A 12,771-nucleotide genomic window follows, 5' to 3' on the forward strand; every position below is an offset into this window, starting at 1 on the left:
CCTCAGGCGGAGACGTGGCGGTGCAGATATTCCCTTATGAGCGCCTTGGCCTCGGTCAGGACGGCCTCGTCACCGGTAGTCTCCCGGCGGAACGCGAGCTTGATCAGCGCGTCCGCCGCCTCGACCGAGATCTGCAGCGCGAACCGCAGCCGGCCCCGGTCGGCGAGCTTGAACTGGTCGATCAGCAGCTCGGCCAGGCGCTCGGCGATGACGGCGTTGTTGTCGCGGTCGGAGTCCAGCAGATGCAGGTCGACCACGTCACCGAAGTGCAGCGTCCGGAAACCCGGCACGCTGCGGTGCATGTGGATGTACGCGTCGATCGCCGCATCGACCGCGTCCCACCAATGGGCGAAGGTCTCGCTGGCGAAACGGTCGGACAGACTGTGCAGATAGGCGTCCATGTTGCGCAGCGCGAGCGCCTGGACGATGGCCCGCTTGTCCGGGAAGAACTGATAGACCGAGCCGATGGCGACTTCGGCGCGCTCGGCGAGCAGCGTCGTGGTCAAACCCTCATAACCGACCTCGTCCACCAGCTCAGCACAGGCGTCGAGCATGCGCTGCACCCGGGCAACGCTTCTGCCCTGCACCGGAACTCGCCTCAGCGGTCCGGTGCTGACGGTTGGTGTCGACACGCGTCGCCACTCCCTCTCAGCAGTGAGATCGTCTCGCGGCGGGGGATTTCATCGAAATCGTCACCGTCGCGAATAGATCTCATCATTAAAAAGAACGTTACTCGGATCAACGAGCGAGGCGCATCGACGGGACGCCGGGTGCCGGTGTCCGCTCGGACGGAGGACAAAGGCCGGAATGACTACACCCGTTAACGCCCGCCGCTGGACCAACTGGGGCCGCAATCAGGAGTCCATCGCCGACGTGCTGACACCCGGCAGCGTCGATGAGGTCGTCGCCCATGTGAAACAGGCCGGGGAGAGCGGCCGCCGGATCAAAGTGGTCGGCAGCGGGCATTCGTTCACCCCCATCGCGGTCGCCGACGACCAGCGGATGTTCGTACACCGACTCAACCGGCTCGTCGCCGTCGACGGCCACCTGGTCACCGTCCAGGCGGGGATGCCGCTGTCCGTTCTCAACGCCCTGCTGACCGAGCACGGGCTGGCCCTGCCCAACCTCGGCGACATCGACGCGCAGACCGTCGCCGGGGCGATCTCCACCGGCACGCACGGCACCGGCATGGCACACTCCACACTGGCCTCGTGCGTCGAGGCGGTGACGATGGTGACCGCGGCCGGCGAGGTCGAGCGCTTCACCTCCGGCGCGCCGGAGTTCCCGGCGGTCCGGCTCGGCCTGGGCGCGCTCGGGATCATCGTCGACGTGACGTTGCGGTGCGTGCCCGCGTTCACGCTGCTCGCCGACGAACGGCCGATGCCGTTGACGGACGTGCTGGCCGGTATCGACGAGTGGATGCCGGAGTTCGACCACGTCGAGTTCTTCTGGTACCCGTACACCGACCGGGCCCAGCTCAAGCGCAACAAGCGGGTCTCCGAGAACGACCGGCCCCTGTCGGGGTTCCGTGCCTGGCTCGACGACGACTTCCTCTCCAACACCGTCTGGCAGGGCGTCTGCGCGCTCGGCCGGCGCTTCCCGGGGACGGTTCCGGCGCTCAGCGCCGTCTCCGCCCGCGCGCTGAGCGCGCGCTCCTACACCGGCCGGTCCGACCAAGTCTTCTGCTCACTCCGCAAGGTCAAATTCACCGAGATGGAGTACGAGGTACCGCGCGCCGCCCTGCCCGAGGCACTCGACGCCATCCGGAGGATCCTCGACCGGCTCCCGTTCAAGGTCCAGTTCCCGGTGGAGGTGCGGTTCACCGGGCCGGACGACGTGTGGCTGTCGCACGGGTACGGCCGGGAGTCCGCCTACATCGCCGTGCACCAGTACATCGGCAGCCCGTACGAGCCGTACTTCCGGGCCGTTGAGGAGGTCTGCGCGGCGCTGGGCGGGCGGCCGCACTGGGGGAAGCTGCACTACCGGGACGCGGCTTCACTGCGTGCCGCGTACCCCCGCTTCGACGACTTCCTGGCCGTGCGGGACCGCCTCGACCCGAAGCGGGTCTTCGCCAACGACTACCTGAAGCGCGTCCTGGGCGGTTGAGTCCAGGCGGTCGAGTCTCGGGAGCCGAGCCTGGCCCGGCTCCCGAGGACCGCCCTCACTCCGCCGCGGTGGCCGCCTTGCGCGGAGCGGCCTTCTTGGCCGGAGCCCGCTTCGCGGCGGTCGTCTTCTTCGCGGCCGTGGTCTTCTTCGCGGCGGTGGCCCGCTTGGCCGGAGCCTTCTTGGCCGGCGTCGCGCCCTCCGCCCCGTCGGCGGCGGCCTTGGCCGGAGCCTTCTTCGCGGCGGCCCGCTTCTTCGGCGGGACCGGCCCCTTGGCCCGCTTCTCGGCGAGCATCTCGGATGCTTCCTGGAGAGTGAGCTCCTCGGGCGTCTGGTCGCGGCGCAGTGACGCGTTGTACTCACCGTCGGTCACGTAGGGCCCGAACCGGCCGTCCTTGATCACCAGCGGCTTCTCGGTGGCCGGGTCGTTGCCCATCTCGCGCAGCGGCGGTTTCGCGGCCCGGGCCTGGCGGGTCTTCGGCGTCGCCAGCAGGGCGAGCGCGTCCTCCAGGCTGATCGTGAGCAACTGCTCCTCACTGCCCAGCGACCGCGAGTCGGTGCCGCGGGAGATGTACGGCCCGAACTTGCCGTTACGCGCCACGATCTCGTTGCCGTCGGCGTCCTTGCCGACCACCCGGGGCAGCTGGAGCAGCTGAAGCGCCTGCTCCAGGGTGAGCGTCTGCGGCGTCTGCGTCTTGAACAGCGACGACTTGCGCTCACCGGCCGACACGTAGGGGCCGAACCGGCCGGACTTGACCAGGACCTCCTCGTTGGTGACCGGGTCGTTGCCGAGGGTCCGGTCGCCGTTGCCGGCCAGGAAGAGCTCCTCGACCTTCTCCCGGGTCAGCTCGTCGGGCGCGATGCCCTCGGGGACCGACGCGCGGTCCTCCGCCGACTCCTCGGTCGAGTCCGGCGCCTGACGCTGCAGGTAGGGACCGAACCGGCCGACACGCACCACCACCGTACGGCCGTCGTCCTCGGTGAAGAGCGGGATCGAGTTGACCGTCCGCGCGTCGATCGCGCTGAGGTTCTCGGTCACCATCTTCTTCAGGCCGCCGGCCTTGGCGATCTCGTCGTCCGCCCCGCCGGTCTGGCTGCCGAAGTAGAAGGAGGTGAGGAAGTCGAGCTGGGTGTGGTCGCCGGACGCGATGTCGTCGAGCTGGCCCTCCATCGCGGCGGTGAAGTTGTAGTCCACCAGCCGCGGATAGTGGTTCTCCAGCAGGCCGATCACGGCGAACGCCAGGAACGACGGGACCATCGCCTGGCCACGCTTCTCCACGTAACCGCGGTCCTGGATGGTCCGCATGATCGACTCGTACGTCGACGGGCGGCCGATGCCGAGTTCCTCCAGGGCCTTGACCAGCGACGCCTCGGTGTACCGGGCGGGCGGCGAGGTGTGGTGGCCGGCGGCCTTCAGCTCGTCTCCGGTCAGCGGCTGGTCCTTGGCCAGGTTGGGCAGGCGGCGCTCGGCGTCCTCGGCCTCGGCGTTCTCGTCGTCGGACGACTCGACGTAGGCGCGCAGGAAGCCGGGGTCGGTGATGGTCTTGCCGGAGGCGCCGAAGTCGGCCTCCTCCTGCGCGGTGGAGATCGCCCGGATCCGCACGCTGATCGAGTTACCGACCGCGTCGGTCATCTGCGACGCGATGGTCCGGCGCCAGATCAGCTCGTAGAGCTTGAACTCGTCGGTGTTCAGCTCCTTGGCGACCTCGCCCGGGGTGCGGAAGTTGTCACCGGCGGGACGGATCGCCTCGTGCGCCTCCTGCGCGTTCTTCGCCTTGGTGGTGTAGCGGCGCGGCTGCGGCGGCACGTTGGCGGGGCCGTACAGGTCGGCGATCTGCCGGCGGGCGGCGGCGACGGCCGTCTCGGACAGGTTCACCGAGTCGGTACGCATGTAGGTGATGTAGCCGTTCTCGTACAGCTTCTGCGCGGTGCGCATCGTCTGCGAGGACGAGAAGCGCAGCTTGCGGGCCGCCTCCTGCTGGAGCGTCGAGGTGATGAACGGCGCGTACGGCCGGCGCCGGTACGGCTTCTCCTCGACCCGGGTGACGGTGAACGGCCGGCCCTCCAGCCGGGCGGCCAGGCCCCGGGCGCCGCCCTCGTCGAGGTGCACCACGGTCGAGCCCGGCTTCACCTTGCCGGTGGTGGGCTCGAAGTCCTTGCCGGTGGCGACCCGGTCGCCACCGAGGGCGACCAGCGTCGCGTTGAACGAACGCGGGCCGTCGACCTGCCCCTGCACCGAGAGGGTGGCGAGGATGTCCCAGTACTCAGCGGTCCGGAACGCCATCCGCTGGCGCTCACGCTCGACCACGATGCGGGTGGCGACGGACTGCACCCGGCCGGCCGACAGCTTCGGCCGCACCTTCTTCCACAGGACCGGGCTGACCTCGTAGCCGTAGAGCCGGTCGAGGATGCGGCGGGCCTCCTGCGCGTCGACCAGGTCGCGGTCGATCTCGCGGGGGTTGGAGACGGCGGCCTGGATGGCCGGCTTGGTGATCTCGTGGAAGACCATCCGCTTGACCGGCACCCGGGGCTTGATCGTCTCGACCAGGTGCCAGGCGATCGCCTCGCCCTCGCGGTCCTCATCGGTGGCGAGGAAGATCTCGTCCACCTCGCGGGCGAGTTTGCGCAGCTTGGCGATCTGTTGCTTGCGGTCGGCGGAGATCACGTAGAGGGGCTTGAAACCGTTGTCGACGTTCACGCCGAGCTTGGCCCAGGCCTCGCCCTCGTACTCCGCGGGGATGTCGGCGGCGTTACGTGGCAGGTCACGGACATGGCCGATTGAGGCCTCGACCAGATAGTCGGGGCCCAGATAACCGGCGATCGTCTTGGCCTTCGACGGGGACTCGACGATGACCAGACGGATCGTCCTGGCGTCACTCGGCACGGCACTCCTCGATATTGAGACCCTCGGCGCTCCTCGCTCCGCTCGGCGGAGCACAGACGTTCAACGTAACGCGCCGGACCAGCAACCATTCCCGGGGAACCCCGCAGTCGGATGGTAACGGTCCGGCCACCGCGTGCATCCGACCGCGACACCGTACACCGGGAAGTGACTGTAATGTCGGACACAATCAGTGAAGATCACGCGAGTGCACCGCCGGGCCAGAATTCCTCCGGGGCTGCTGAGGGACGCTCTCCGACCAGCTCGGCGAGCCGCCGCAGACGCCGGGCCCCGGTGATGAGGTACCGCCGTCCGTCATCCGACACGCGGCCCGCCAGACCGGCCCGGACCAGCGCGGCTTCCACCACGTGGCGGTCCTTTCCGGGGTCCAGGCCGAGCGCGTAGCCACCCGGCCGCGGGCCGCCCGCGGCGGCCACCCAGAGCCGCATCCGCGGCCCGGAGAGGAAGAGCTGCGCGGATGCCTCCGGCCAGGCGCGGGCAAGACCGTTCAACCTTCGGGAGTACGCCGTGCGCACGTCGAACAGCGGTGCGGGCGGCCCGGCCGGAGGGTCGTCGCCGGAGGGCGTTTCCGCCGCTCCGGGGCTGTCGGCCGGCTCCGTGGGGCCCGGTTCGTCAGCCGTCGTCGGGTGTTCCGGCGTGACGATCGCCTCTTTTCTGGCGGAGAGCTCGATCGCGCGTACCCCATCGGGATCTTGATCTTCTGGAACCGGGGCCCAGGTGGCCGTGAGGCCGCGGGCGCCCATCTCGGTGACCAGCACATGGACGCGCCAGGCGGCATCCACCCGGACCGAGACGCGGGCCGTGCCGCCCATCCGGTCGAGCCGGCCGGGACCGGCCAGCAGGCCGGCGAGATCGGCGGGCGACGGCTCGATGGTCTCGGCGCCGAACATCGACAGCTGACGGCCGGCCCGCGGGCCGGCCGTGCCTCGCGGGACGATCCTCTTCGCCACCGGAACCGGCGGGGGGAGCACCTCCCGCGGGATCAGCGGCCAGCCGGAATCGCTCATCGGATCGCCGGCACCGTGCTCATTGACACTCTGGCAGGGAGTCGAAGGCCTGTCTCAGCTCGACCGACTCGAGCGTGGCGGTGTCGAGGTTGCTGCGCTCGTAGCTGGTGGTGAGCTGCCCGACGACCTTGCCGACCTCGTCGTAGAAGGCCTTGGACGGGCTGGTGGCGAGGGCCTGGATGCCGGTGCGCGCCTGGCCGTAGGCATCGCGGATCCCGGCGAGCGAGTGCTGGAAACCGTCGGCGATGGCCTCGCCGTTCGTCACGTCGGGAACGCCCGCCTTCTCCACGCCGGCCCGCGCCTGTTCGCTCGCTGAGGCGGCGCCGTCGAAGAGGCGGGCCAGGTTCTCTTTCGCCTGGCCCGGCGTGGTCTCGGCGGTCATCTGCTGCTGGGTGCGGCTGGTCAGCGAGTCGAGCTCGCTGCGCCAGGGGGTCAGCGTGTTGCAGACCAGCGCTGCCCAGGCGTGCGCGCCGGGCCGGCTGGAACACGCGGCCAGCGGGGCGGCGAACACGAGGACGAGAGCCAGGGAGATCGGTCGGACCGCGCGCATGGAAGCAGGGTACGGCTACGGTCGGACACTCCACACGCCTCGATCGAGTCAATGAACTTTTTTCAATGTGGCGGGACTCGGACCGCCCGGCCGCGGGCCGGCGAGATCAGCCGAAAGGCACCCGGTCTCCCGGGTGCCTTTCGTCCTGCTGCGAGATTTGTCAGGCGTTGTCCTTGATCCGGGACGCCTCGGTGGTGCGAGTGTCCTGGACCGCCCGCGCGGTGTCGGCGGCGCCCACGGCCGCGGCCGTCGAGCTGTCGTCACCCATCGAGATCGGCTTGCGCTTGCTCCAGACCACGGCGGCCGTCACGATCGCGACCGCGAGGACCGCGACACCGATCCGCAGGCCGGGGTTGGCCTCGGATCCGTAACTCCAGGTCACCACGGCCGGGGCGATCAGCAGCGAGACCAGGTTCATCACCTTGAGCAGCGGGTTGATGGCCGGGCCGGCGGTGTCCTTGAACGGGTCGCCGACGGTGTCGCCGATGACCGTGGCGGCGTGCGCCTCGGAACCCTTGCCGCCGTGCGCACCGTCCTCTACCAGCTTCTTCGCGTTGTCCCACGCGCCGCCGGAGTTGGACAGGAAGACCGCCATCAGCGTGCCGGTCCCGATCGCGCCGGCGAGGTACGCCGCCAGCGCGCCCGGGCCCAGCCCGAAGCCCACCGCGATCGGCGCCATGATCGCCAGCAGACCGGGCGTGAGCAGCTCCCGCTGCGCGTCCCGGGTGCAGATGTCGACCACTCGGCCGTACTCCGGACGCTGGGTGCCGTCCATGATCCCCGGGAACTCGCGGAACTGCCGGCGGACCTCCATCACGACCGCGCCGGCCGAGCGGGACACCGCGTTGATCGCGAGGCCGGAGAAGAGGAACACCACCGCCGCGCCGATCAGCAGACCGACCAGGCTGCGCGGGTTGGAGATGTTGAGCTGACTCATGATCTCAGCGCCGACGTCCGTCACCCCGGCGATCGTCATCGAGCTGGCCAGGCTGTTGGTGTACGACCCGAACAGCGCCGTGGCCGCGAGAACCGCCGTCGCGATCGCGATGCCCTTGGTGATCGCCTTCGTGGTGTTGCCGACCGCGTCCAGTTCGGTGAGGATCTGCGCGCCCCGCTCGTCGACGTCGCCGGACATCTCGGCGATGCCCTGCGCGTTGTCCGAGATCGGGCCGAACGTGTCCATCGCGACGATGACACCGACCGTGGTGAGCAGGCCGGTGCCGGCCAGCGCGACCGCGAACAGCGACAGCGTCAGCGACGAGCCACCCAGCAGGAAGGCGCCGAAGACGCCCGCGCCGAGCAGCAGCGCCGAGTAGACCGCCGACTCCAGGCCGACGCTGATCCCGGCCAGGATGACGGTGGCCGCGCCGGTCTGCGACGACTTGCCGATGTCCTGCACCGGACGCCGGTTGGTCTCGGTGAAGTAGCCGGTCAGCGCCTGGATGGCGGCGGCCAGCACGATGCCGATCACGACCGCGCCGACCGCGACCCACTGCGGGTTCTGGCCGCTGTTGCGGATGTCCTCGGCGATGCCGGTGTCGTTGAACCCGGCGAAGCTGTTCGGCAGGTAGACGAAGCTGACCACGGCCACCGCGATCGCGGAGATCGCGGCCGAGATGTAGAAAGCCCGGTTGATCGCGGTGAGGCCGTTGCGGTCACTCGGCCGCAGCCGGGTGATGAAGACACCGACGATCGCGATCAGCACACCGATCGTGGAGACGATCAGCGGGAAGATCAGGCCGTCCTGGCCGAACGCCGCCTGGCCCAGGATCAGAGCCGCGACCAGGGTCACGGCGTAGGACTCGAAGAGGTCGGCGGCCATGCCGGCACAGTCGCCGACGTTGTCGCCCACGTTGTCGGCGATCGTCGCCGCGTTGCGCGGGTCGTCCTCCGGGATGCCCTGCTCGACCTTGCCGACCAGGTCCGCGCCGACGTCCGCGGCCTTGGTGAAGATGCCGCCGCCGACCCGCATGAACATGGCCAGCAGCGCGGCGCCGAAACCGAAGCCCTCCAGCACGGTGGGCGCGTCGCCGCCGAAGATCAGCACGACCAGCGCGCCACCGAAGAGGCCGAGGCCGACGGTGAGGAAGCCGACCACACCACCGGTCTTGAAGGCGATGCCCATCGCCTTCTCCCGGCCGCCCTGCTCACCGGCCGCCGCGGCGACCCGCAGGTTCGCCCGGGTGGCCAGCGCCATGCCGGCGCCACCGATGAACGAGCTGAAGACCGCGCCGACGATGAAGAACAGCGACCGGCCGATCTTGACCCACATCTCGTTGTCGGTCGCGTGCACCGGCAGGAGGAACAACAAGACGACCGCGATGACGACGAAGATGCCGAGTGTCTTGAACTGCCGGAACAGGTACGCCGAGGCGCCCTCCTGCACGGCGCCCGCGATCTCCTGCATCTTCGGGGTGCCACGCGCGTTACGCAGCACCGATTGCACGAACGCGGCGGCGAAACCGAGCGCCACGAGGGCGAACACCAACGCGACGATGATGAATGTGATGTTTGACCCGGTCAGGGCCTCTGCACCGCCCTCGGCGGCGAGGTCTATCGAGGTCGTGGACATCCATGTCCTCCTGTGCACCGATGGCGCCCGGACGGTGGACGTGACCTTCCGGGCGCATTCCCCGTGGGAGCGGGGAACGACCGATCAGACCCGCGGACGCGGGCCAGCAGTAGCTGATAACTCGCGTACTGTATAGGGCTTACGTGTCGGTCGTCACATGTAGCACCAGCCGTGTCGCGATGATGATCACCGTTGTGTTAGGCCGGAATTGATCTCGACGGCCCAGGGACAGGATTCAGCCTGACGGCTTTTGTCCGTTTTGGATAGGAATCTAGGAAAAGATCCCTCGAAATGGGGGCGCGTTGGCGCACCCCTCGATGACGGTGATCCTCGCGGGCCTCAGGTCGCCGCGGAAACGCGGCGGCCAGGCCGGCGGCGGCCGGTCAGCGGCGGGCGACCGGCCAGACCATGCGGACCTCGGTGCCCGAACCGTCCTCGACGGGACGCACCTGGAGGTCGTCGACGAAACCGGCGAGCAGCGCGAAGCCGACGCCCGTGGTGAGCGCGTCGTCGGTCAGCGACTCGTCGGCCAGCTCATCCGGCGGCAGCTTCGTCAGACCCACGCTCGCCTCGATCGGGCCGTGGTCGATGACGCGGACGGTGTACGAGTCCGAGTCGGACATCTCCACGGTGACGAGGTCGGTGAGGCCGTACTGGCGGTGCAGGGCGACCGCACGGGTGCAGGCCTCGCCGATGGCGAGACGCACCTCGTCGAGCAACTCCTCCGCGACCCCGGCGCGCCGTGCCACGGCGACGCCGACGAGCCGGGCGGTGCGCACGTGCACCGGGGCCGGTGAGAAGGAGAGCCGAACGGTAGCCATCACGAAGCTGGACCGCTGCCGTCGCGCTCGGTGGCCGCTCCGACCGTCGGGAAGATCGGGAAGACCTGGTCCAGGGCGGTGATCCGGAAGATCTTGAGAAGTGGCTCCTTGGCGCAGACCAGGCCGAAGGTGCCGTGCGCGGTCCGCAGCCGTTTCAAGGCGCCGACCAGCACACCGAGCCCCGTGGAGTCGAGGAAGTCGACCCGCTCCAGATCGACCACCACATCGCGTGCACCCGCGTCCACCAGCTCGATGAGACGCTCACGCAGCCGGGGGGCGGTGTAAACGTCCACCTCGCCGCCGACCTCGAGCACGGTGTACTCGGCGACGGTTCGGGTCGTGAGTGACAGCTCCATCGGTCCTCCTCCCTGATCTCTCCCCCCGCGAAATCTAACCACCGACGGGAAGAGGGCGACGCGTGGCACCCACCGTCCTACCCGTTTGAGGTTCGGGCCATACCGGTGTCACAGTGCAATGCGTGACCTCCATCGCCTTCGGGCCCGCCGAGCTGCTGCACCGGCTCCGGGCCCGCGAGCGCGGCACGGCCGTGTCTCCGGTCACACATGTCGAGCGGGTGCCCGCCCAACGAGGCCGCGCGGCGCCGTGGCCCGCGTGGACCGACCCCGCCGTGCGAGACGCCTTCGCCGCACAAGGGATCGCCGCCCCGTGGGAACACCAGGCGGCCGCGGCCACCCTCGCCCGGGAGGGCACCCACGTCGTGCTGGCCACCGGCACCGCGTCGGGCAAGTCCCTCGCCTACCAGCTGCCGGCGCTCAGCACGCTCGCCGAGGACGCCCGGGCGACCGTGCTGTACCTGTCACCCACCAAGGCGCTCGCGGCCGATCAGATGCGGTCCCTCACCCGGCTCGGGCTGGACGGGGTGCGGCCGGCCACGTACGACGGTGACACCCCGCGCGAGGAGCGCGAGTGGATCCGGCAGCACTCGCGGTTCGTGCTCACCAACCCCGACATGCTGCACCACAGCCTGCTGCCCGGCCACGGCCGCTGGGGGGTCTTCCTCCGCCGCCTGCGCTATGTCGTGGTCGACGAGTGCCACACCTACCGCGGCGTCTTCGGCTCGCACGTGGCACACGTGCTGCGGCGCCTGCGGCGGGCCACCGCCCGGTACGGCGCCTCCCCCACCTTCGTCCTGGCGTCGGCGACCTCGGGCGATCCGGCCGGATCCGCCTCCCGCCTGACCGGTCTCCCGGTGACAGCCGTCACCGAGGACGCCTCACCGCGCGGAGCGGTCACCTTCGCCCTCTGGGAACCACCCCTGCTCGAAAGCTTCGCCGACGACGCCGCCCCGATCCGGCGCTCGGCCCTGCGCGAGACCGCCGACCTGCTCACCGACGCGGTGGTGGCCGGTACCCGGACGCTCGCCTTCGTCCGGTCCCGGCGCGGCGCCGAGGTGGTCGCCGCACTGGCCCGGCAGTCACTGAACGAGGTGGCGCCCGGCCTCGGCGAGCGGGTCGCCGCCTACCGTGGCGGCTATCTGCGGGAGGACCGGCGGGCCATCGAACGGGCGCTGCTCGACGGTTCACTGCTCGGACTGGCCTCCACGAACGCCCTCGAACTGGGCGTCGACGTGGCCGGCCTGGACGCGGTCGTGATCTGCGGCTATCCCGGAACCCGGGCGTCGCTCTGGCAGCAGGCCGGACGCGCCGGGCGGGCCGGCGGCGAAGCGCTCGCCGTGCTGGTCGCCCGGGACGACCCGCTCGACACCTATCTCGTGCACCATCCGGAGGCGGTGTTCGGGCGACCGGTCGAGGCGACGGTGCTCGACCCCGCGAACCCGTACGTGCTCGGCCCGCAACTGTGCTGCGCCGCCTCCGAGGCGCCGCTCACCGACGCAGACCTCGAACTGTTCGGCCCGGCCGCGGCGGAGATCGTCGGCCGGCTGGTCGCCGAGGGCGCGCTGCGGCGGCGGCCGTCCGGCTGGTACTGGACCCACCGGGGACGCCCCGAGGTGGACCTGCGCGGCACCGGTGGCGCCCCCGTGGCGGTGGTCGAGGCGGCCACCGGGCGGCTGCTCGGCACCGTCGACCACGGCTCGTCGCACGCCATGCTGCATCCCGGGGCGGTCCACCTGCATCAGGGCGTCTCCTACGTGGTGGACGACCTCGACCTGGAGGACGCGATCGCCCTCGTCCACCAGGAGGAACCGGACTGGACCACGCACGCCCGGGACGTCACGAACCTGTCGGTGGTGAACGTCCGGTCGTACGTGGACGCCGGCCCGGTCGGGCTGTTCCTCGGCGAGGTCGACGTGACCAACCAGGTCGTGTCGTACCAGCGTCGCCGGCTCCGCACCGGCGAGATCATCGACACCCGGCCGCTCGACCTTCCGGTGCGCGAGCTGCGTACGGTCGCGGTCTGGTTCACCGTGTCACCGCGGGCGCTGACCGCGGCCGGGGTGGAGCCGGGCGAGTTCCCGGGCGCCCTGCACGCCGCCGAGCACGCCGGAATCGGGCTGCTGCCGCTGATCGCCACCTGCGACCGGTGGGACATCGGCGGGCTGTCCACCGCGAACCACGCCGACACCGAGGCGCCGACCGTCTTCGTCTACGACGGGCATCCGGGCGGGGCCGGCTTCGCGGAGCGGGCGTACGGCACCGCCACCGCGTGGCTGCGCGCCACCCGGGAGGCGATCGCCTCGTGCGTGTGCGAGGCCGGCTGCCCGTCGTGCGTGCAGTCACCCAAATGTGGGAACGGCAACAACCCCTTGAACAAGGAGGACGCGGTGAAGGTGCTGGACATCGTGCTGGCGGCGCTTCCCGACGCCGATTGACCCACCGCTCACCTCGGCCAGGAAG

At 70.3% G+C, this 12,771-nt stretch carries 9 protein-coding genes; 2 read left to right on the forward strand and 7 right to left on the reverse strand.

Translation table 11 applies throughout. The annotated features are described in order from the left end of the window. Positions 1–2 precede the first annotated feature (2 nt). The gene (locus QLQ12_RS18385) at positions 3–632 is read right to left on the reverse strand and encodes a TetR family transcriptional regulator (protein WP_282761413.1); all 630 of its coding nucleotides are present in this window, start codon (positions 630–632) and stop codon (positions 3–5) included. Between the two features lie 175 nt (positions 633–807). Between QLQ12_RS18385 and QLQ12_RS18390 the strand changes: the two genes are divergently transcribed. Then, a complete protein-coding gene (locus QLQ12_RS18390; RefSeq protein WP_282761414.1) occupies positions 808–2,106 on the forward strand; it encodes a D-arabinono-1,4-lactone oxidase in 1,299 nt (432 codons plus the stop codon). 55 nt (positions 2,107–2,161) lie between these two features. Here QLQ12_RS18390 and topA read toward each other — a convergent pair whose 3' ends face one another. From topA to QLQ12_RS18420, 6 genes are all read right to left on the reverse strand, one after another. Further along, a complete protein-coding gene (topA, locus tag QLQ12_RS18395) occupies positions 2,162–4,987 on the reverse strand; it encodes a type I DNA topoisomerase (protein WP_282761415.1) in 2,826 nt (941 codons plus the stop codon). 197 nt (positions 4,988–5,184) lie between these two features. After that, positions 5,185–6,012: a hypothetical protein gene (locus QLQ12_RS18400; RefSeq protein WP_407651497.1), complete on the reverse strand. Its 828-nt coding sequence runs from the start codon at positions 6,010–6,012 to the stop codon at positions 5,185–5,187. A 19-nt stretch (positions 6,013–6,031) separates the two neighbouring features. After that, a complete protein-coding gene (locus QLQ12_RS18405; protein ID WP_282761416.1) occupies positions 6,032–6,562 on the reverse strand; it encodes a hypothetical protein in 531 nt (176 codons plus the stop codon). A gap of 160 nt (positions 6,563–6,722) precedes the next feature. Next, positions 6,723–9,134 (reverse strand): sodium-translocating pyrophosphatase, encoded by a 2,412-nt coding sequence (locus QLQ12_RS18410; RefSeq protein WP_282761417.1) that lies wholly within the window; start codon positions 9,132–9,134, stop codon positions 6,723–6,725. 383 nt (positions 9,135–9,517) lie between these two features. Beyond that, positions 9,518–9,958, reverse strand: coding sequence for an ATP-binding protein (locus QLQ12_RS18415; protein WP_282761418.1), 441 nt, complete (start codon positions 9,956–9,958; stop codon positions 9,518–9,520). Continuing rightward, entirely contained in the window at positions 9,955–10,311 is a 357-nt protein-coding gene (locus tag QLQ12_RS18420; RefSeq protein ID WP_282761419.1) for an STAS domain-containing protein, read from the reverse strand. The genes QLQ12_RS18415 and QLQ12_RS18420 overlap by 4 nt, the downstream gene beginning before the upstream one ends. A 113-nt stretch (positions 10,312–10,424) precedes the next feature. Between QLQ12_RS18420 and QLQ12_RS18425 the strand changes: the two genes are divergently transcribed. Continuing rightward, positions 10,425–12,746 carry a DEAD/DEAH box helicase gene (locus tag QLQ12_RS18425; protein ID WP_282761420.1) on the forward strand — a complete coding sequence of 774 codons (2,322 nt, stop codon included), beginning with the start codon at positions 10,425–10,427 and terminating at the stop codon, positions 12,744–12,746. Positions 12,747–12,771: the final 25 nt, after the last annotated feature.

The organism is Actinoplanes sandaracinus, assembly GCF_030009775.1.
Lineage (GTDB): Bacteria > Actinomycetota > Actinomycetes > Mycobacteriales > Micromonosporaceae > Actinoplanes > Actinoplanes sandaracinus.